Origin of the sequence: Candidatus Pantoea formicae, from assembly GCF_011752625.1 — a bacterium.
Classification (GTDB): Bacteria; Pseudomonadota; Gammaproteobacteria; order Enterobacterales; family Enterobacteriaceae; genus Pantoea; species Pantoea formicae.
The window spans coordinates 634,574-658,178 of sequence record NZ_VWXD01000001.1; the positions used below are offsets into that span (position 1 = coordinate 634,574).

Below are 23,605 nucleotides of genomic sequence, written 5' to 3' on the forward strand. Positions count from 1 at the left end.
TCACATCTCACTGACTTCTTTGTGTTAACTGATTTCATGTGAAGATGAAAATCCATCGTTTGTCAGCCCATTGGAAGCTGTTGTTAAATATCCGCAAAGATCATGAGGGGAAATTATGACGGAATCCATTGACGCGAAACCTGCTTTGTCTATCGTGACGGAGTTGCAGTCCCTGCGGGAAATAGCCTGGTTTAATCCAAACCTAACATCAGCAGAAGAAGGGCTGAAACCTGTCGGTTTGACGCGAGCGGATGCAGAAGGCGCTGAAGCAAGGCTGCAACGCTTCGCGCCATTGCTGGTTAAAGCGTTCCCGGAAACGGCTAACACCGGCGGTATTATTGAGTCCGATCTGGTTGCCGCACCGCTCATGCAAGCTGAGTTGGAGAAAACAGCCCCAATTTTAGGCCAACTCTGGATCAAGAAGGACAGTCATCTGCCGATATCGGGCTCCATCAAAGCGCGGGGCGGCATTTATGAAGTGCTGTTCCATGCAGAAAAACTCGCTTTGGCAGCGGGACTTATCACTCCTTCAGTTGATTACAGTATTTTGCTGTCACCTGAGTGCCGTCAGTTTTTTAGCCAGCATAAAATTGCCGTGGGTTCTACGGGGAATCTGGGGCTTTCAATCGGTATCATGAGCGCCAGGCTGGGTTTTCAGGTGACTGTTCATATGTCAGCGGATGCACGGCAGTGGAAGAAAGATAAACTCCGCTCGCAGGGTGTCATCGTGATGGAGTATGAGCAGGATTATGGTGTAGCTGTGGAGCAGGGGCGTAAAGGAGCAGAATCCGACCCAGCCTGTTTTTTCATCGATGATGAGAACTCCCGCACGCTGTTCCTCGGCTATTCGGTGGCAGGTTTGCGATTGCCTAAGCAGTTGCAGGATAAAGGCATCATTGTTGATGCTGACCACCCTCTGTTTGTTTACCTGCCTTGCGGAGTAGGCGGTGGCCCCGGCGGGGTGGCTTTCGGGCTTAAGCTGGCGTTTGGCGACCACGTACACTGCTTTTTCGCCGAGCCTACGCATTCACCCTGTATGCTGCTGGGTATGAGCACTGGATTGCATGATGGTATTGCTGTTCAGGATATCGGTATCGATAACAAGACGGCTGCGGACGGCCTGGCGGTAGGACGTGCCTCCGGATTTGTGGGGCGTGCAATGGAGCAGTTGATCGATGGCTGCTATACCCTTAGCGATCAATCAATGTACGACCTACTGGCCATGCTTGACCACAGCGAAGGGTTGCAGCTTGAACCCTCAGCGCTGGCGGGTATGCGTGGTCCACACATTACATCGGCAGAACATGCTTATTGGGTACAGCACGGGTTTTCCGCAGAAATCATGGCGAAATCTACCCATCTGGTTTGGGCGACCGGCGGAGGGATGGTTCCAGACAGTGAAATGCAGCGGTATCTGGCGCAGGGAAAGCTTCGCTAAGTAAAAGTAAGAACGGCAATGCCGCTGAAGCATTGCCGTTTATCAAGCAGGGTTAATTAGTTGATTTTTTCTACTTCAGGGCGAGATTTGAGGCTGCTCCCCTGCATTTCCGCCAGCCAGTTCTTGATGCGCGCCACAACAGCCATTTTGTGTTGATGCAGGAAAAAATGGTCGCCCTGTAGCAAATGATACTCGCTTTTTTCATTTCCCCATTGCCGCCATGCTTCGAGCTTGTTGATCGGAACCTCTTTGTCACTTTCTCCGCCCAGAATCATCAACGGCAGTGTCCGGTGAGGTACACAGCCATCCAGCACGTACCGCTCAGTCAAACTGAAATCTGCACGCAGCACGGGCAGAAACAGCGACAACAGTTCGGGCTGCGCCATCACGCTAGCTGGCGTGCCGCCTAGCGATCCCAGTTCTGCCATTAGTGCTTCGTCCGACATCTCATGACGCCATGGCAAAGATGTTGCCTGCTGTGGCGGACGTCGCGCAGAGACGATCACGCCATCAATCCACTCAGTAGGCAGTCGTTGCGCCAGGGCAAAAACGATCAACGCGCCCAGGCTGTGTCCCATCAATGTCACTGGGTGAGGCACCTGTGCAATCAACGCTGATAACTCATCCAATAGCTTGTCCAGTTGACCGATACAGCTTTCAGCAAAGCGCGTGCCATGTCCCGGCAATTCAATCGGACAAAACAGCAGCCCGGCCTGTCGTGCAGGTTCCAACCACTCGCGCCAACTGGCTGCGCTGCCACCCGCATGATGGAAACAAATGACGGAATGTGCTTTTTGAGGCAAAGCGAAAGGAAACCATTTTTGTTTTTCCGTCGGTTCTATCCACGGGCTGAGCGCGTTAACCAGCCGCAGCTCAAGGGCTACACGATGTTGCCGCAGGAAAAAGTGGCCCCCTTGTACCGTCATCATGCTAACCGGTGCTGAAAAATGCTGGCGCCACGCGGCAATCTGTTCGGTGCTGACCAGTGCATCATCCTCAGCCTGCACCAGCACGATCGGGATGGGCAGCGGTGGCAGATCAGTTGCCACATAATTTTCGGCCAGCGCACAATCCGCGCGCAGCGCTTTCCCCACGGTGCGCATCATCTCCTCGTCGCGCATGACTGCTTTTGGCGTTCCGCCCAAGCGTTCAACTTCAGCAGCAAAGCGCCTTTCGTCAAGTTGCGAAAGACGATGTGTGATGGGAATATGCGGCGCAGGGCAAGCCATCAAAAACAGCAGTCGCGGTGATTGCTGCCGCGTGGCGAACCAGCGCGCTAGTTCGTAGGCAACTTTACAGCCTAAGCTGCATCCCACCAGCGCCCAGGGGCGGTCGGCATAGGGCGCAATCTGTTCAGCCAAAGACGCCACTAACTCGTGCATGTCAGAACAACCTGCTTCATCAATACGATTCTCACGGCCCGGCAATTGCAACGCGCAGAAACGCCAGTGGGAGGGCCAGTGTGCGTCACGTCCCCACTCGCGATAAATCGACGCACCACCGCCTGCATAGGGCAGTGCAAAAACGTTAATTTCTGCGTCAGCACTGGGGGCCTGTAATGGGAAATAGTCTGCTGATGTTGCCTCAGATCGCCCCTCAACGGCGGCAGCCAAACGGGCAGCACGTTGCATCAGACGCACCTCAAGCTCCTTGGGCAAGGTATTGACGGTGGTGGTGTGGAGCGGTTTGTGCAGGCGCAGAATGTAATACTCCACTCGACCACTTTCCATGGCGTTAAACACCGCTGAACCGGGCAGAGCAAAGTAGTCACGCAACTGCTGATCGCTGAGGCCATTGTGCTGTGTCGCGACGAGACGCTGGACCAAACGATCGCTGTTTTGTCGTCGTGCCGCCAGTACTTCACGGCTTATTGATCGCTGCACGCTCATTTCAAAGCCCAGCGTGGTTAGGGCATGGAACACATCGTTCAGGCTTTCAGCCGTGAACAAGTCGGCATAAAGAAAATCGCCTCCCGGTTTCAACACTCGCCAGGTTTCGCGCCAGAAATGGGTAATCTGCTCGTAAGCACCGGAGGATTCAATATTCAGTACCACATCGACGCTGGCATCGGCCTGCGGGAGTTGGCAGGCATCTGCGACGCGAAAGCGCAGGCGCGGGTGAGGATGGCGCTGACGGCAAAACGCGATATTACCGGGACTGAGATCAATCCCGGTGATGCTGACCGGTGTGAACGTCTCCAGCAGCAATGCCGCGGCACCGCCACGCCCACAGCCAACATCCAGTACTTGCCGCCCATTAATCCGCGTATCGCCGACCAACTGCAGCACCAGTTGTCGCTGGCTCTCGCTCGCATTCAATGGGCTGGCCGCGAGATCCTGATAGCCCCAGTTGAGAAACAGCGCGTGTTCGGCTAAACCCGCCTGTTCCAACACCGCGCCGAGTTCGCGGTATACGTCATCAGATTCAGTCATGGCTCTCCTCCTTGATAGCTGCAGCCCAGCGCAACGGATCGGGACTTGGTCTGGCAGGCGCATCGAACTGTTGCGTCACCGGTTGGCCCACCTGACGCATGATATCGAGCCACAGCGCACCCTGATTTTTCCACCATTCAGGCTGCTGCCACGAGGGTGATTCCGCAGCCAGTAGCTCAGCAAAGGCGCGGTGCAGACCACGAGGAAAAGCATCCTGCACCAGCTCGTTGAGGCTCTCACCGCGTGGGGAGCCAAACACCAATGCTCCGGGCTGTTGATTATAGTGACGTTGCTGATGCAGCTCAGGTGCCAGCAACCATGATGACTGCGCGTCATCACGATGATAATCCGGCGCATAGATAGCATGGCTCCACACCACCGGGCCGAAGCTGCCGGTGAGGCAGAGGTTGCCAGACGTATTGCCACAAGAGATGCGATGCATGACCAGACTATGATGATCCGGATCGCGCGGATCGAGCGTGGTTTGCAGGTTGATCAATACCGGGATGTTGTCGATTTCACCGTGCAATTGACGCATCGGCCAGTCACTGCGCGTGGGGGCCGGGGCCGCCACAAAATGGCTGGCACGCAGCGTCCCCAACGCGTGACCCACTATATCCAGGGCTGAATAGAGCAACTGCAAACTGGTGGTGATTTCGATGATCTGCAAAGGCTGTTGTTTGCGCCATGCCTGCACATAATCAATAAAACGCCGTGCCGCAGGCAACTGCGGGTAGAAGCTGTTGATGTGGTAGCGGGTTCCCTGTTCGGTAGCGAGGCTTTGCAATCGCGCGGCTTCACCGGGGTGAAGAGGATGCTCCTGCACGACCCGCAGCCCACGGCGCAACAGTGCCTCAGCCAAGGCGCTACCCTCACCGCCAACCATGCGGCTGCGAACGGCTACACAGGCGACGGTCACAGCATCATCAATTTGCTCAACGCTACGCCATAGGGGGACGCCAAACTTCTCAGCCAGAAGTCGAGATCGCTCACTGCCGCGCGCCAGAATCCCTGCCAGCCGTAATGGAGAATCAGGATGGGCGAGTGCGGCTAAGTAGTGCTCGCCAAAACGCGTGCCACATACCACAGCAGAAGGGCGTGAAATCATCATGCATCCTCCTTAACGATGGCAAGAATGTCACTGTCGGGAGGTAATAGCTGATCCAGCGGTGCATGCCAGGCTTCTTCTCCTGCAGCCAACGTTTCCAGTAACTGCCGCAAGGTCAACATGGCGACTTCACCCAGCGCATCTGGTAACCAACCCTCTTGTTGATCGATATTGAACAACAGGGCGCTTTCCTCCTCCAGTGCCTGGAGGTGGAGAGGAGTAAAGGCTTGTGCGGCATACTCGTAGTCAGGCATACCTAACAGCGGGTCGGAAACTTCCGGGATCGAGTAAGCTTGGCGCACACCGAGCAGACTGGTAAAGGCTACTGGAAGCTGAGTCAGGCAGGCCACTTCATCGGCACCACCCGGTAAGTGTTGTACAAGATGCTGTGTGCGCTGCTGCGCCACTGCTTCAGCCAATTGTAGGAAGCTGCCGCGGCTCTCCAGCGTGAGCGCAACCGGCATCAACGTGCTGGCATCTGTCACTAATTGTGAACTGTGAGGATGAAGCGGCAAGCGGTCGGTATAGTTCATACGCAGTTGTAACGCAGGTTGTTGCAACCAGTCACGTAGCGTCAGCGCCCATGCTGCTAACAGAATGTCGCTACCTGAAACCCCCAATGCTTCGCCTTGCTGTTTCAGCGTCAGCCACTGGCTGGCTGGCAGTGCATCACGCCAGATGGTAAACGCGGCAGCCTCATCACCTTTTTTCCATGGCAGCGACGGCGGCGTCAACGACGTCTCAATCTTCGCAGACGGCTGTTGTGCGAGTGCCAGCAGAGTATGTTGATAGGTTTGTGGCGAGAACGCCAACGCAGGCTGAGAAGCGCCAGGTGTGGTGATGGACTGATGTAATTCGCGCAGTAAGACGCGGAAGCTCTCGATATCAATCAGTAATGTACTGATAACGATAGCAATGCGATAACCCGATTCGTGGCGCGCCAGCGCAATTTCAAGCGGCGCAGGTTTAGTCAAATCAAAACTTTTACGTGACATTGTCACTCTTAACGCGCGCTGTTTCTCCTGCACATCCTCATTACGCCAGTCATAGCGCGAAAGTGTAAGCGTTGCGGGTGTCGGCGAGATGACGATTTCACCAGATGCATTGATGCTGCTATTTAGCAAAGCGTGACGATTAAGCAGCAGCTGCCAACCTGCAACAAAAGCCTCAACCGGGAACGACACCGGCTTATCATACTCGACATAAAGTAATTGGGGTTGGGTGGCGAACTGCTGCCAGCGAGTGCGTTGCAAAGGTGTCAGTGCCACGTTGCTGGCGGGCTGGTCAATAACATCGCCTCGAGCATCAAGCCAACCTGGCTGTTGCGCTTCAAGCTGCTGCAGACGTTGACGTAGCACACTCTCATTTTTGCTCGCGGGCGCGGTGGCTAACTGAATCGCCTGCTTGAGTTCCAGTACGGTGCCTGCTTTTAACACGCTCTCTGCATTGAGCTTGATACCTAAATCACTTGCCAGCGTTTCATTCAGGTCAAGGAACAGCAGGGAATCCAACCCAAGCTGTACCAGATTACTCTGATCATGGATGGTCTCGATGGCGCAGTTGAGCTGCTTGGCCAAAACGCCACGAAGATAGCGATCAAGGTCATCACCCGCAGGTGCCGTTGATGCGGTGGTCACTGTCGATTCAGGTAACAACTCCGCAAACTGAAGACGATCGGCCTCACTGATACCGGCTTGCTGTAGGCGTGTTCCGTCCACCTGCATGGCTGCGACGGTTGGCCAGGACGCGGCGAGCGCCTGATCAAGCAGATTGAGTGCCGCATCGGTTTCCAGTGGCAGCATACCACGCTGCGCCAGTGCAGCCTGTTGCTGCTGAGAGAGCGATTCCGTGATTTGCCACAAGCCCCAGGCCACTGCCAGGGTGTCATAGCCTTGCGCACAACGTGCACTCGCCATGCGCTCCAGCGCACAGCAGGCGCTGGCATGCGCGGCCTGACCACGCGGCCCCATGACGCTGGCGGCAGAGGAGAAGTACACCGTGCAATTCGGGGACAGTTGCGCCTGATGTGCCGCAAGGCGATGGGCAGTTGCCATGCGCAGCTGATAAACCTGCTGCAACGCAGACCAGTCCAGTTCGCTAATCGGGCGATCATCAATATTCCCCACCAGATGCCAGACCGTATCGATCGGGCCATGCTGAGCCATGCGGGTTAAAGCGGCATCAAATTCCTCGTGCTGGGTTACGTCGCCAGCGGTATCGATAACCACCTCCATACCCGAGGCACGCCAGCGCGCGATCTGCTCCGCTTCAGCAGGGCGCGGTTCTCTGCGCACCAGGAACAACAGTTTTTGAGCACCCTGAACAACTTGCTGATTTGCCACCGCCAAACCTGTCGGAGTCAGGCCACCGATAAACAGATGACAGCCGCTTGCCGTAGGGCGTGCGGTGATTTCATGCGGTACTTTGGTCAGTATCTGAGTCTGCCAGCTATTTTCATGCCAGCGATAAACCGGGGCGTGCAGTCGTGCTGCATCTTCAGTAGCGCGCGTAGTGTTGCCATCGGCCAGTATCAGGCGGCTATGCGGATACTCATGACGTGCCACCGCCAGGAAGCCAGGCAGCCAGTCGGCGGCATGTTGATGGCTATCATCAAACAGTCGTTCAGACAGGAACAGGAGCGGCTGATGTTCATTTGCCAATGGCAACGCCTCGCGTAGTGTCTGATAGAAACGCGCTTGCGCGGAGAAATCATCGGGAACATGCAGGATTTTCGGTGCAGCCCCAGCCGTGGCACTCAACTCTGCGCCTCTCCACTGCCAGCGCCACAGATCCCCTTTGGGCTGCCAGGGTTGAGGTATTTTTTTGCTGAAATCGAAGTGGGCCGGTTGTTGCGTGCGCGTTTTACGCCAACGTGCTTGCAACAGCGGCGTGCTATTCGCTTGTACGGAAATATGTTCGCCATGCTGCACCACGGTAAGCGTCAGTGGCGAAGGTGCACCGACTGGATTGCAATACCATTCAGCCACGCAAAGCTGTTGACCAGGCTGCGGCGGCAGCGCTTGTTTTAGCGCGTGCAGCAGGTGTTCTGCTGGCCAACGATTTTCCTCATCGGCTGCGACGGTGAGGCTTAAAAGACCGGGGGCAATGTCAGATACGGTATGTTGCTCTGCGGGGCGCTGTGCCAGCAAAATTTGTTCCCCGAGCACAAAGGCAGGGGTATTTTTGGCAGGAAACGCGGCAAACTGAGTCAGTCCGGCTTCGTTCAGCGCGGCTTGCCAATCTTCTGCGCAGGCAAAAAGTTCGCCATGGCGCTGTGCCGTATCGGCAATCGGTGGCACAAGCGCACCAAAGACAAAATCAAAGAGTTTCTTAGGCGCGGTGATTTCGCGCAGCAAAATCGCGCCTTCAGGTTTCAGCAGCGGGGTAAGGCGACGAAACAGCTGACGCAGATCGGCACTGTTATGCAGTACGTTAGCGGCCACAATGACATCATAGTGGTCAATCGATAATCCCTGACTTTCGGGCGACTGCTCCATATCAAAGGTCTGATAATCGATAAAGTCATAGTCTCGAAACTTCTCTTGGGCTTTTTGTAAAAAGAGCGGGCCAAGATCGGTAAATGTGTAGCGCGAACAGCTGCCGGGCGGGAGTGCTTGCAACATGTCACGCGTGGTGCCGCCAGTACCGCCGCCAATTTCCAGTATCCGGATAGGAGCATTGCGGCTCTCGGCTAATTTTTGCAGCACTGAGGAAGCAAGGCTATTGAAGTAACGCGACCAAGGCTGCTCTTGATACATGTGCTCGACGTCATCGGTCGCGGCGGCAGGAAACACTACGCTAACGGGGTCAACATCGCCTCGCAGCATGTTGCCCAGTTCCGGGCCAGTGCGGGCTATCAAGGCAGCCAGATGGTGATAACCCACTTCACGCATACGTTTGAGCCAGCCTGCCGCATCCACTTCAGGGCGATGCCGCAGTAAATAGCCATCCGGCAGGGTGACCAGCACGCCAGCTGCGGTCAGATCGCACAGCATACGCTGCATCAAATCACTGTAACGGGCAGGAATGTTCAGCAGGGCCATAATGGCGTGACAATCGCCCAGCGGCTGTTCCAATGGAAGCTGATCGAATAAAGCACTCGCATAGTGACAGTGTAACGCATCAACGCATTGATTCTCTTCATCCAATACGCTGAGGTCCAACTGCGCACCCAACGTATTGGCGCAGTGATGACCAGTCTCGACCACGTTCAGCCAGGGCGACTTGGCGTCGCTTGCAGCTGCACGCGGTGGTACACAGATTTCGCCTTCAAAGGGGGCTACAGGAAGAAGTGAACGACGTGCAGACTCTGCAAATAGCGTCTGCCAGTCGGGTTTATCGGCGGATAATTGCTGCTGCCAGCTCTGACGCTGTGCTTCACTGAGCGCAACCGCTTCGGCAACATACATCGGCTTAGCGGCTTCACGTTCGGAGAGCTCAAGAAGATCCAGTAACTGCGCTAACCAACCATCGGCATCGCTGGCAAGCAGCAACACGCGACATGGAAACAGCGAGCGATGGTAGAGGGAGGTGGCCGCGTAGTCATTAGTCGAAAAACCCGGTTCGCGATCGCTCAGGCGAGCAGCATGTTGTTGTGCCAATGCTCGCAAGGCTGAAGGTGTACGGGCAGAAAGTAGTAGAGGATAGGTGTCAGCCTGCGATAGCGGGTTTTGCCGCACAGGCGCACTTTCCAGAATGGTATGGGCATTACTGCCGCCAATGCCAAAGGCGCTGACTGCGGCGCGATGCCAGCCATGTTTTGGCACGGGCCAAGGCTCCAGATGGGTCGGCACGCGAAACGGCGTTTTGCTGAAATCAATGGCCGGATTCGGCGCTGAGAAATGCAGCGTCGGCGGAATTTGTTGCTGCCACAGCGCCAGGCTGGCTTTGATCAGGCTCCCGACGCCTGCAGCCGTATCCAGATGACCCAAATTACTTTTTAGTGAGCCAATGGCTGCCTGGCCTGCTGTGGGTGAGGCAGGCGACCAGGCTTCTGTTAGCGCGGCGATCTCTAGCGGATCACCCAACGGCGTGGCGGTGCCATGCGCCTCGACCAGTCCGATAGTGTCTGCGCTAACGCCAGCAATCGCCAGCGCATCCTGAATGACTTCTCGTTGCCCACTCAGAGAAGGGGCGGTAAATCCGGCTTTATCGCTACCGTCATTATTCGTCGCCGTACCGCGAATGACGGCCAGAATGGCATCGCCATCTTCAACGGCACGGTCGAGCCGCTTCAACAGCACAACGCCCGCGCCATTTGCCACTAGCGTGCCATCCGCGTCTGCTGAGAATGGCCGACAGTGGCCGTCACGGGAAAAAATCATGCCCTCGCGATGGAAGTAGCCCGCCTGCTGAGGGAAGCTGAGACTGGCACCGCCCGCCAGCATCATGTCTGCTTCCCCGCTGGCGATGGCTTCACAGGCCAGGTGGGTGGCAATCAATGAACTTGAACAGGCGGTTTGCACGGTGTAAGCCGGGCCACGTAGGCCAAGCTTATAAGCAACGCGCGTCGCCAGATAATCTTTGTCATTTCCCATCAGTTTTTGGAACGTTGCGGGCGTCACGATATTTTGCGCATCGGCCGCCGTGGCGGTTTGCCAGGTACTCATACGGCAACTGCCAATTACCCCGACACGGTCCTGTAATGTATTAGGTTGGTAACCCGCCATTTCCAAGGCTTCCCAAGCACACATTAAAAACAGGCGCTGCTGCGGATCGATGCTCTCGGCTTCCTGGCGCGAGTAACCGAAGAACTGCCACTCAAAACGCTCTGCATTCTCGATCACGGAGGCCGCGGGGACAAAATCTGGGCGCTGAAGCAGTGCGGGGTCGACACCCGCAGCCGTTAAGGCCGCCGCATCGAAACGAGAGATCAGCTCTTCACCATCTGCGATGCGTCGCCAAAACTCAAACAGTGAGTTGGCCTGCGGGAAACGACATCCTGCGCCGATAATCGCAATGGGCAGCGTGTCGCCGTAATGTTCTGCTAATGAGTCGGTCATCATGTTTCTCTTTTCTCTTGGTTGAGCAGGCGCGCCAGTCATGACGCGCCTGATTCATTAACGTTGACGTTGGTGACGGCGGCGCTGACGTGCCTGTAAGCGCGACTCACCGCTGCTGCTCTCCTGCATCACTGGGCTATTGCCCGGCATTAACCGAGCCGCTAGCGCCTGCGGTGTTGCCGCGTCAAAGAGCGTGACCAGTGGGAAGTCGATTTTCAGCTTCTGTTGCAATTGCTGACGCAGGCGGATCAAATGCAGTGAGGTCGCGCCAGCTTCAAAGAAGTTACGCGTTGGTGACACCTCGTTTCCGCCTGTGATTTGGCTCAGCAATGCACAAATCTGTTGCGTTAATCCCTCATCTGCCGAGGACGTGATCGCTGCCACTGAAGATGTCACCGCCGACGCTTTTCGTTTCGCTGGCTGCTGGGCATGAGCAGGAAGCCAGGCCGCGACATCTTGTTGCCAGGACGCTTCGTCTCCTGCCAGGCGCTGCAGCACCTGTTGATAGTGACTAAAGAGTTCTTGCATCAATCCATCCGGGAACAGCGCATCCACGCAGTCCCAACTGAATGCCAGCGCGCCATGGCGTTCAACCACCTGGTGATCGATCCACACTTGCGGTGTCTGGCTCACGCTCCAGCCAAACTCACCTAGCCAGTCAGCCGCCACGCTGGCGTCGCTGCCCCGGTTATCCACGCCCAATCCGCTGGTAAACACTACGGGCATCGCCATCGCATCCACCCGACCAAAACGTCGTGCGGCTTCACGTAATACCCGGACGGCAGAGACGTCGCTATGACTGAGGTCGCTACCGAGCTGTTGTTGCAACGCCTGAGCGTGCTGCACGAATGAGGCTGGGTGGCGGTAATCACAGGCCAGCAGGCTGAGGGAGGTGAAGTCACCGACCAGTGAGGCCATTTGCGCATGCACATCGGGACGTTGGAATTGTGTGAGGTTAAGGGTGAATTGCCGCTCGACACTCCAGTTTGCCAGCACGTAGCCCCAGGCCGTCAGCAGCAGTGCATTCGGGGTAATACCCGATTGCGCGGCATACTGGCGTAGCTGTTGCCATTCTGCCGGTGCCAGTTGTGCCTGATAACGCGTGAAGCGCGGCTTGACGTGGGTTAGCGCTATGTCGTCAACCGGCAACTGCGGCGCGGGAGGTAGGCTGTCTATACGGGAAAGCCAGTAGTCGAGTGCACGCTGCCAGGCGGGCTGCTGCTGCCACTGCGGCTGCGACATCACATAATCACGGAAGCTGATCTCCAGCGCAGGCAGTTGATGATGAGGCGAACGCGCGAGCAGCGCCCATTCAGACAGTAGCATCACCATTGAACGGCCATCGCAAATCAGATTATCCAGACTAATGCACAGACGCAGGCGCTGGTCATCCAACTGAGCCGCATGAAGGGTAAACAGCGGCCATTGGGTGGTGTCATGCACCTCATGACCGAGTTTCTCTCGCGTCTCTTGTTCCCAGATGTTGCGTTCGTCTGCAGAGGCCGAGCGTAAATCGACACAGGACAGCGGGTAGTCAGGCACCTGCGACAAAATGCGCTGATAGCCCTGATCGTCAATCACTGCGCGCAACATCTCATGGCGCTGGATGAGCTGTTGCCAAGCATGCTCTAGCGCAGTTGCCGAGATGTCAGTCACCTCAATTTCAACATAAAGATGTGTTGCTACGCCGCTCAACGGCAGGCCGCTTTGACGGCCAATCCAGTACGCTTGCTGCACATCGGTGAGTGGGAAAGGCTGCTCGCGCTGAGTCGCATCGACGACCAACGTCAACGGCTGGTCTTCGCCTTGTGGTGCGGCGCTCACCAGCGCTGCAAACTCCGAGAAACGCGCGGCAGTAAAGAGATCGCGTAACGCAACCTGGCGCTGCAGACGGTGGCGTACTTTTTCGACCAGACGCACCGCCATCAGGCTGTCGCCTCCGGCCTCAAAGAAGTGGCTTTCAGCAGCAGGCCATGCACCACCGAGCAGTTCACTCCAGATCTCGGCAAGTTGGGCTGTTTCGCCGTGCCATTCCGTGCGTTCTGTACGGAGTGCCGTCTGCTGTGATTGCGGTCTTGGCAGCGCAGCGCGGGCAACTTTCCCGGTCGGTGTCAGGGGTAGGGCGTCCAGACAGAAGAACTGTTGCGGGATCATGTAGCCGGGCAGCTGCTGGCGCATGACGTCTATCAGCGAGGCAGGATTGAATTGCCACAAAGTGTGTGGCATTTGCGCCACAATCAAGTGGAAGCCACTGTCATCACTGGTGCTGAGCGTTTCGCAGGTGGCAAAACCTTGTTGCAGGCAAAGTTGTTGCCACTGTTCCGCGTTCAGCAGCGGCAGCGATTCAACCGCGCGTAGGTCATCAAAGTGACTGTAACCTCCCTCCAGCAGCGCAACAGTCGCTAGCTGGAACGGACTATTGCGCGTCATCTCTGCGGCCCACAGGCTACCACCCGGTGACAACAGATTTTGCAGGTGTGCTAACAGTTGGGGCAACGATTTGCTGCGGTGCAGAGCGTTGAAGGCGACCACCATATCAACACGTGGGATATCGCTGAGTGGCTGTTTATCAATATCAAGCGTGCTGAATTGCAGATGATGGTATTCATCTGCCACGAGACGACGCTCGGCCTGCTGGACCAGTAAGGGTGACGCATCCGTGAAGTGGTACTCGACCGCGATGCCTTTTAGCGCTTGTAGCAGTGACTGACTGGATACGCCGCTACGTCCGCCCAGTTCGAGGATACGCGGCGCGCGTCCGGTGCGGTGATTAAAGGTTTTGACCGCTTCAGCCAATCCAGCGATCAGTGTTGCATTAAGCGGGTGGGCCTGAGTGAGCTGTTCAGGTGAAAGACCATCGTCATCGCTATAAAAGAGTTCCAGCGCATTTTTCTCTCCGCGCAGCACCTGTAAGCGTTCGGTGGCACCTTGTTGCAGCCGGGTCAGCGCTGCGTCAGGAAGGCCAAACATTGCGGCTTGCTGGGCAAGTTGTGACCAGGTTGGCAATGCATTTTGCGTCAATGCCTGCCAGCGGCTCACCAGCGTCTTGAACTCCGCACTGGCAGAGAGGGGTGCGTCACCGGCCGCGTCCAATACATCCGCGATAGCACGTAAACCTAGCTGATCGATCAGCTGCCAGAACTGCGTCAATGATGAGGCGGACGTGTGACGCGCCAGTGGTGAACGCGCCGCTGCCAGTTGCGTTTGCCAGTCAGCAGGGCTGACTTCAGCGACCAGCGCCTGATGGGCCTGCTGCGTATTTTTATGCAACACCAGCCATGCGGCGAGGCGCTTCTCACCTCGCGCTTCGCCCAGCGTATCAACCACCGCTTCTTTTACCGCTGGATGCTGTAACAGCACCGACTCGATTTCACCTAATTCAATTCGGTTACCCGCAATTTTGACCTGGAAGTCGCGGCGACCTAAGAATTCCAGTGTGCCATCTTTCCAGTAACGAGCCAGATCGCCCGTGCGATAGAGGCGTTGCTCGCCGTGAGTGATAAAGCTCTCAGCGGTGCGCTGTGCATCGTTTTCATACCCTGCGGCCAGTCCTGTGCCAGAAATGTACAAATCACCCGTGACGTAGTCGGGACGATCGCGTAGTGCGTCATCCAGCACGTGATAGGCTTGGTTGGTGAGGGGATAGCCATAAGGGATCGCGCTCCAACTGCTCTCCACCTGCTCCACGGCAAACCAGTTTGACCAGATTGACGCTTCCGTCGCACCACCCATCGCCACCAGCTGTGCCAGTGGTGCCGCATCTTGTAGGCGGGTCGGTAAACTTAGCGGGATCCAGTCACCACTCAGCCATACCTTGCGCAGAGCGGCCAGAGGCTGCGCATGATGTTCTGCTTCGCTTAACAACAGATCCAACAGCGCGGGTACGGAATTCCACAGGCTAACCTGTTCTTGTTTTATCCAGTGCAGCCAACGCGCCGGATCGCGAATCGCTTCCGCTTCGGGCAGCACCAGTGTGCCGCCCGCGGCGAAGGTGCCATACAGGTCATAAACCGCGAGATCGAACCAGAGTGAAGAGAGACCTAACACGCGATCCGACGCATCAACACCAAAGCGCTGGTTTACATCCAGCACCGTATTGACGGCGCCTCGATGGTTGATCAACACCCCTTTTGGGGTCCCGGTCGAACCTGAGGTGTAGATAACGTAGGCGGCATCGTCAGGCTGATGGGTGCGCATGATGACTTCATCAGAAGTCACCGGTGCAGCAGCATCAACCACGACGCAGGTAGCGTATTCGCTAAGGGCCGCGAGACTCTCTGGTTGCACCAGCAGCACTCGAATCGCGCTACCTTGCAGGATCCTGGTCAAACGGCGTGCAGGTGTATCATCGGCGAGCGGCACCCAGGCTGCACCAAGTGACTGAATCGCCAGACAAGCGGCGACCTGTGCCGCTCCTTTATGCATCACCACCGCCACGCGGTCGCCATGGGCCACGCCCAGCGTTTGCAGCTCCAGGGCAATTCCTTGGCTCCAGCGAGCTAAGGCGTGATAGCTCCAGCGGCCTTCTGCCGTCACCAGCGCAGGGGCCGCTGGCGTGCTGGCCACCTGGCGCCAGAACAAGCCATCCAGGGTCATCTCGCTCAGGGGCTGTTCAGTGGCATTGATCTGTTGGCGAACCTGCAACTGGTCAGCGGGGAGCAGCGCGGGGAGCGGCGCATGCCAGTCAAGACTTTCCCCCGCGAGTCGCTCAAGTAGCTGTGCGTAAGCGTTAAACATCGCTTCAGCTACACCAGGAAGAAACAGGTCATCTACCATGTCCCAGTTGTAAACCAGCGCACCTTCCTGCTCGCTGGCTTGATGATCCAACCACACCTGAGGGGTCTGGCTTAGACCATAACGGATCTCACCGAGTGGACTTTCCGCTGCACCCTTGGTCGGATCGCTGACGCCAAGTTGGCTGGTAAACACCACCGGCATACTCACCAGTGACTGCTGCTCACGACCGCGATTCCATTCTCGCAGCACATCAACCGCACTGAACTGACGATGCTGCAAACTCTCCAGCACTTCACCGTTTACCCGGAGTGCCTGTTCAGCAAAGCTCAGCTGAGCAGGATTATCCAACGCCAACAGTGTGACAGCGGTGAAATCGCCGACCATACGCTGTACGTCTTCATGACTCCCCAGACGATCAAAGATGGTGAGATTAAGGCAGAACTGTGGCTCGCGGCTCCAGGCTGCAAGCACCTGGGAGAAGGCGGCGATTAACAGCGAAGCAGGGGTGATGCCTTGCTTGGCGGCCCGTTCACGCAGGGTTTGCCATTTCTCTGCCGACAGGGTCTGTTGGCGGCGCGTGAAACGTGGATGCGTCTGCATCAAGCGATCGCTCTGCAGCGGCAATTGCGGTGCAGCGGGAAGTGAAGGCAGACGCGCCAGCCAATAGTCGCGGTCTTCCTGCCAGTGCGTCAGCCTTGCCCCTTGCCGATCCTGTCGCGCCAATACGTAATCGCGGAATGTCAGGGTAAAGGGTTCGAGCCCTGCAGCATGCATATCGCCTTCTGCGCGGTACAACGCCACCAGCTCTTCCCACAAGATCTGGCTGCTGGTCGCATCATTGATCAGCATGTCGATGCTGATATAGAGACGGCTACCGCCACTGGGGAGGCGCGCCAGACGCAGATCGAACATCGGCCAACGGTCACAGGGGAGTACCTGATGTGACAACGTGTCACGACACTGCTGGCTGGCGTGATCCGCCTCCTCAGCCGAACAATCTTGCAGATCCAGTACCTGGATACGATACGGCGGTACTTCACGGAGGACGCGCTGTTGTCCACTCTCTTCAATAATGAGTCTGAGGGCATCATGACGCTCGACCAGCAGATTCCAGCAGCGCTCCAGTCGCGAGATATCCAGCGGTTCGGCGGCGTCAGCCTCCAGGTAAGCGTGGCAGGCCACGCCACCCAGTGCGTAGTGATCCTGACGGCCAATCCAGTAAGCGTATTGCAGCTCAGTCAGTGGGAAGGGTGAGAAACGGCCCTGTGCATCGTGCTGTAGCACCACTTCCGCATCCATGGCGATCTGTTCAGGTTCCACATACGGCAGCTGGGTTTTCAGGTAGTGCACCAGGCGTGCGGGCGTGCTGTGCTCAAACAGCGCTTTTAACTCACAACGAATACCCAGCTGGCTCTGGCAACTGCGCGCAAAGTCCATCACCAAAATCGAGTCCATGCCCAAGGCCAGCAATTCAGCGTCGGGTTCTATGGATTGCGGTGACATGCGTAAAGTTCGACCCAACTCATTGCGCACGAAGTGCTCTATCGCCTGGTGCTGTGCTTCCGCCGAGAGTTGAGTCAATTCACTCAAATCGGGCGCTTCTTCTATCGGTAGCGCCTGGGTTTGCTGTTCGAGGCAGCGGCGGAAAAGATGTGTCGGGTGGTAGAGGCCAAACATGGGCACGAATTTGCCCCAGTCAACCTCAGCCGCCAGCCAGACAGCCGCATGGGCATTAGCGCGCTCGCCAGCGGCAAACAGGCGATCGAGGGTGGCCAAATAGCGTGACGGTGACTGACGATAAATGCCCGCGATACGCAGATAATTCAGCAGCGAGGCATCGACTTCTGACATGCCTGCGCCGCCACTCCATGGTCCCCAAGAGACACTCATGCCCGGCAAGCCGAGATGGCGTCGCTGGCGCATCAGTGCGTCTTGCCAGGCGTTGGCTGCGCCGTAGTGAATCTGTAAGCGGCTTCCCCATACACCGGCAATGGAGGTAAAGCAGACGAACCAGCGGTGCGCACGATGGCGTGTGGCGCGATCCAACAGCGCCGTGCCTGTCATTTTCGCGCTGGTGACCGCGTGATAGTCCTCCTCGGTAATGTCCTCCAGCGGGTTAAAACGCCCCACGCCTGCGCAGTGGAAAACCCCGGCCAGCGGGCGTTCAAGTGCATCGATACGCTCGAACAGGGTATCGACTTGCTGTGGGTTGCTGATATCAGCTTCAGTGCAGAACAATTCCACACCACGTCCACGCAACCAGTTCAGCCATGGTTGCCAGTGAGAGCCTGGCGGCTTGCGACCGGACAGCACCAGATGGCGTGCTCCGTTATCCACCAGCCATTCGCTGATATAACGTCCCAGCGCGCCCCATGCGCCAACAACCAGAACAGTTTCTTCGGAGGAGACGTTAAATGATTGTTCAGTGTGCAGCAGTTCGTCATGCACGGGCGTCAGGCAGGGGCGTAGCCACTGGTTGTCGCGCAGCATCAGGGCATCATCACTGCCGAAATGGGCGGCGGCGCGATGCAGTGCAGCAACCCGCACCTCCGCTGTGGTCAGTCGGGAGACATCCAGCAGCAACCATTTACAAGCCGGATATTCGATGGCGAGCGCACGAGCTGCACCCCATGCGGCAGCTTGATCGGGATCGCAACCCTCATTCGCGGTGGCTTGTGCCTCCTCACTCAGTACCAGAATACGCAGTGCCACATTCCGTTTTTGCAGCTGTTTGAGGGTGGCAATCAGTGGCCAGACATCGCTTCCTGGGAGATAGACGGCAACATCACCCTCGCGCCAGTTTTCCAGAATCGCTGCACTGTTGGGGCACCATGCTGCTGTCAAACCCTTGGCGGTGAAAGCTGGCAATAAGTCGTTGGCCAACGACTCTTCGCCGAACAGCCAATAGCGTGCGGCCGAGTTATTGTTTTCTGCGAGATCCAGCGCTTCCCATTGCTGGGTGTAGAGCGGCACCGGTTCCGCGCGGCTATGTGAAGGCTGTGGCTGCAGAGGAAGCGGCTCACGCGGCGCATCGCCATCGTACTCTAGCCACCAGGTTTGGCGATGGAACGGGTAACGCGGCATCTTACGCGGCGAGAGCATGGGTGAGGAGAAGGTAGCCGCCTGCGGATCATCCCAGTGGAAATCGACGCCTTGCAGGTAGAGTGCCTGCATCGCTTCACGTAGCGTTAGCACTTCATGAGTGCCCCGTCGCAAGCTGCCCACCACATTGACGGGATGCGAAGCGGGATGTTGCAACAGGTGACGCTGTGCCAGCGCAGTGAGGATGTTGTGCGGCCCAATCTCCAGTAAGAGATCGCACTGCTCTGCCATATGTTGTAAAGCCGGCCAGAATTGTACCGGCTGACGCGCATGGCGACGCCAGTAGTCGGCATCCGTAGGTAGGGTAAGTGCTTCACCTGTCATGGTTGAAACAAAGGGAATCGATGGCGATTGGCTGGCGACCTGGCGACAGGCTTGCTGCCAGTCATCCAACATCGGTTCCAACAGCGGTGAGTGGAAAGCGTGTGAAACTTGCAGGGGCCGTGCACTGATATCTTCAGCGGCCAACTGCTGACGCAACGTTTCAAGCAGCGTAGCTTCCCCTGCAATCACCGTATCTTCAGTACCGTTAAGGGCGGCAATGGAAATGCGGGTGGCATCAAACGCTGCCAGGCGTTGCTCGCAGGCGTCGGCGCTCAGGCGAACGGCCAGCATGCCACCGCCAGAGGGAAGCGCCTGCATGAGACGTGCGCGGGTCACAATCAGCTGTGCTGCGCTCTCCAGCGTCCAACCGCCCGCGATAACCAGTGCAGCAAATTCACCTATCGAGTGCCCGGCGATGGCAACAGGCTGCACGCCGTAGCATTGCCACATGCGTGCCAGTGCATACCCCACGGCAAAGAGCGCGGGCTGTGTCCATTCGGTCTGATCAATGTCACGCCATGACGGATCATGTAGATGGCTGATCAGCGATTCACCCAACCAAGGGACCAGTGCCTGATCCGCTTCGTCCAGAGCCTGGCGAAACGCCGGTTCTCGCGCGTAAAGTTCACGCGACATGCCTGCATATTGCGCGCCCTGGCCGGTAAACAGGAAGCCGACGCGAGGTGCCTGCACGATGGCTTCGGCAATAGGCGCTTGTTGAAGCTTTGCGCGTAACTCATTGGCGTCATGCGCGATCACCGCCAGACGCAACGGATGGTGATCGCGTTGCCGCGCCAGACTTGCTGCAACCGCATTCAGCGGCAATCCATCGTCTGGCTGTTCAATCCACTGCTGTCGTATTTGCTCCAGTGCCTCGGCGGAGCGGGCAGAGAACAGGCAGAGTTGTGGCTGTTGGTCTGCCACCAAGTCAGTTGGGGTACGATGGGGTGCTTGTTCCAGAATCACATGTGAGAGCGTGCCGGCGAAACCATATGACGTCACGCCCGCACGCCTTGGGGCGGCGCGTCTTGGCCATGGTTGGTTCTCGCTGGGAATCGCCGCCGGGATGCTGGCAAGATCAATCAAAGGATTGAGCTGTTTTAAACCGGCATGCGGTGGGATCGTCCCTTTTTCAAGCGCCAGCACGGTTTTAACCAAACCCGATGCCCCAGCAGCGGCTTCAAGATGGCCGATATTGGTCTTCACCGAACCTAACCAGAGGGGATCACGTGCCTGACGTCCGGTAAACACGGCTGCCACCGACTGATACTCGATAGGATCGCCCAGACGCGTACCGGTGCCGTGCAACTCCAGATAGTCAATATCGTCTGGTTTCAGATTCGCGCGGGCTAATACTCGCTGCAGCAGACGACGCTGCGCCTCACCGTTAGGGGCTGAGAGACTGCTACTGGCACCATCCTGACGCACCAGGCTGCCACGGATCACTGCACGAATGTCATCGCCTTGCGCCAGCGCCTGAGACAGCGGTTTAAGCAGAAACGCCACGCAACCTTCGCCGCGTACATAGCCATCGGCGGCGGCATCAAAGGTTTTGCAGTGACCATCAGCCGCCAGCATGCCAGCTTTATGCAGCACCTCATCCACTTCTGGCAGCAGTTGCAACTTCACGCCTGCCGCCATTGCCAGATCGCATTCGCCCAGCCTCAGCGCCTGACAGGCCATATGCAGGGCGCTGTGTGACGATGAACAGGCGGTATCGACGGCAACCGACGGGCCTTCCCAGCCATAAAAGTAGGAGAGTCGGCCACAGGCTGCGGCAAAGGAGTTGCCAGTGCCGTAATAGGCATCAAGATGGCTATTTTCGCCGGTGATAAACGGCAGGTGCGAATAGTCACCGGTGCCAATCCCGACGTAGACACCGACATCACCACCTTTAAGCTGGGAAGGGCGTAATCCCGCATCTTCCAGTGCGTGCCAGCTCACCTCCAGCAGCATGCGTTGCTGCGGATCGGTGTTGATCGCTTCACGAGGTGAGAGGCCAAAGAAACTGGCATCAAAGTCTGCGGGATTATTCAGATAGGCACCGAAACCTGGAATCGCCTCACTCCGCCGGAAGCGCTCAATCGGCATTGGGCGGATGGCAGATGCGCCTTCAGAAAGTAGCTGCCAGAAGGCGTCATCATCCTGTGCCTCTTCGCCTTCGGCTCCCGGCAAGCGGAAGGCCATGCCGATGATGGCGATAGGCTCGTCAGCGGCCATTCTTTCGGGTTCTTTCGCTGCGTCTGGGCTTGCAGCGAGTTTGCCACTGATGCGTGCTGCCAGCGCTTCTGCGCCAGGGGCTTCATAGAGATCGCTCTCCTGAAGCGTGACGTCATAGTGTTGGCGGATGCGTGCCATCAGTGTCGTGGCACCGAGTGAATCAAGGCCGTAACTGAACAGCGAACGCTGTGGGTCAATGTGACGCGCGGCGACGTTGCCCAATAACTCGGCCACTTGCTGTGTCAGCCAGCGTGTTATGTCGCTCTTGGCCTGGGATGACGCCTCTGGCTCAGGTTGTTGCGGCAGCAGACGATGCAGTTGATCCTGCAGCAGTGCCTCACGCAGCGCGCGGCGACGTACTTTACCGCTGGTTGTCCGTAGCAGAGTGCCTTTGCGCAGCGGGATAATTTGCCAGGCGGTGAGTTGATGCTCCTCGGCAATGCGCTGCCGTACCGTATCGATAAGCTGAGTCAGCTCTTCTGGCTGTGCACGCTGGCACTCCAGCACCACGACCAGTCGTTCTTCCTCTTGCTCGGTAGCGGGCAGTGAAAAGGCGGCTGCGCCATCGCTGACGGCCAGCGGGTGGGCGGCTACCGCAGTGGCTTCGATATCATTTGGGTAATGGCACTCTCCACGAATGATAATGCTGTCTTTCAGTCTTCCAGTGATAAACAGCTGTCCCTGGTGCAGGAATCCCAGGTCGCCAGTACGCAGCCAGTGATGATGATCACCTGCTACTCTGGCCTGAAAGGTGTGCTGTGTTTCTGCATCGCGCTGCCAGTAACCACCGGCTACGGCTGCACCGCTGAGCCAGATTTCACCCACTTCATTCTGACCACAGAAACGCGCTTCGTCAGGCTGCACAATACGCAATTGCTGTTGACCAAAATCGTTGCCGCAACCGACGTAACGGCGTGTATTCGGGCCAGGTACGGCATGGATAATGACCTCATTGCGTAGCAGCGCGTCGCGCTCAACATCCAGTAACACCGGCTCTGGTGCGCGATTGCCCGCAGCGATCAGTGTGGCTTCCGCAAGGCCATAGGAGGGCTTAATGGCGGAGAGCGCTAGACCGCAGTCGGCGAAGCGCTGCCAGAAATTCATCATTTGTTGCGCTGAAACCGGCTCAGCAGACGGCACCAGACTCTTCACGCTGCTGAGATCAATTTGGGTCAGGCGATGCGGCTCTCGCTCGGCGGCGTCAAGGCAGCGCTGCAGGGCAAAATTAGGGCAGGGCAAAACCGTCGCGCGATATTCACTGGCCAGTTCCAGCCAGCGAAGCGGGTCTTGCACAAAGGCGACCGGCGGCAGATACAGCGCAGTGTTGCCATACACCAACGGCGAGAGGATGCCCATGATCAGGCCCATATCGTGATAAAGCGGCAACCAGCTTGCCACCACACAGGCTTCATCAGGTAGGGTCAGACAGGTAAGGAACTCAAGGTTGGCCAGCAGGTTGGCATGGCGATTAATGACCCCATTAGGCTCACCCGTTGAACCAGAGGTGTATTGCAGAAACGCCAGCGTGGCCCCCGTTAGATCGGGTGCAACGTAGCTTAGGTTCTCGGAGCGTGTTTCTTCATCGGTTAACACGCAGCTGAGCTTGAATTTGGCGGTAAACGCTTGTAAAGCCTCAGCTGAATCCTGGGCGATATCGCGCCCGGTGAGAATCATCTGTGGCTGACAGTCATCTGCTATCGCTTCCAGTTTCCCCAGCACACGTTTAACGCGAGCGGCGCCAGAGAGGTTGACCGGTACCGCGACGATCCCGGCGTAGAAACAGCCCAGCAGCGAAATGACATAGTCGAGTCCAGAGGGATGAAGAATCAGCGCCATGGCGCCGGGTTCAGCCTGCTGCTGAAGTCTGGCGGCTAGCGTTCGCGCCTTGGACGCAACTTCAGCAAAGGTCAGCGATTGCATCTGACCGTCGAGAGAGAGAAAACGCAGTGCGGGGCGATCCGGCGTTTTCTTCGCATGCTGATCGATCGCAGCCGTCAGCGTGTTCCAGCCATAGCTTTTCTGGCGTTGCTCAGCCATTGTAACCTCAAACGTTAAGCGTTTATTAATGTTCCCGCTCACGTCGCACCAGCAAACAAATCAACCCTGCCAAAACACGGATTAAAAACTGGGTGATATAACCCAGAAAATGTAAGGATAATGATGATTTATCGTAAAATTTTCAGTTGCAACCGTAAATAGAATGATTATCATTTGCAACATTATAAATAATTAAATTTGAAAA

5 protein-coding genes are annotated in these 23,605 nt (G+C 57.0%); 1 reads left to right on the forward strand and 4 read right to left on the reverse strand.

The annotated features are described in order from the left end of the window. Positions 1–115 precede the first annotated feature (115 nt). A complete protein-coding gene (dsdA, locus tag F3J38_RS03225) occupies positions 116–1,438 on the forward strand; it encodes a D-serine ammonia-lyase (protein ID WP_167135022.1) in 1,323 nt (440 codons plus the stop codon). 56 nt (positions 1,439–1,494) lie between these two features. On the opposite strand, the gene F3J38_RS03230 is transcribed toward dsdA, so the two are convergent. Genes F3J38_RS03230 through F3J38_RS03245 form a run of 4 tightly spaced genes read right to left on the reverse strand, consistent with a single transcriptional unit; the run spans position 1,495 to position 23,400 of the window. Further along, entirely contained in the window at positions 1,495–3,870 is a 2,376-nt protein-coding gene (locus F3J38_RS03230; RefSeq protein WP_167135024.1) for an alpha/beta fold hydrolase, read from the reverse strand. Further along, entirely contained in the window at positions 3,863–4,981 is a 1,119-nt protein-coding gene (locus F3J38_RS03235) for a Gfo/Idh/MocA family oxidoreductase (RefSeq protein WP_167135025.1), read from the reverse strand. Before F3J38_RS03235 ends, F3J38_RS03230 begins: the two co-directional genes overlap by 8 nt. Continuing rightward, complete coding sequence (locus F3J38_RS03240; RefSeq protein WP_167135027.1) at positions 4,978–10,983, reverse strand: beta-ketoacyl synthase N-terminal-like domain-containing protein; 6,006 nt, start codon at positions 10,981–10,983, stop codon at positions 4,978–4,980. Before F3J38_RS03240 ends, F3J38_RS03235 begins: the two co-directional genes overlap by 4 nt. Before the next feature lie 54 nt (positions 10,984–11,037). After that, entirely contained in the window at positions 11,038–23,400 is a 12,363-nt protein-coding gene (locus F3J38_RS03245; RefSeq protein WP_167135029.1) for a non-ribosomal peptide synthetase/type I polyketide synthase, read from the reverse strand. Positions 23,401–23,605: the final 205 nt, after the last annotated feature.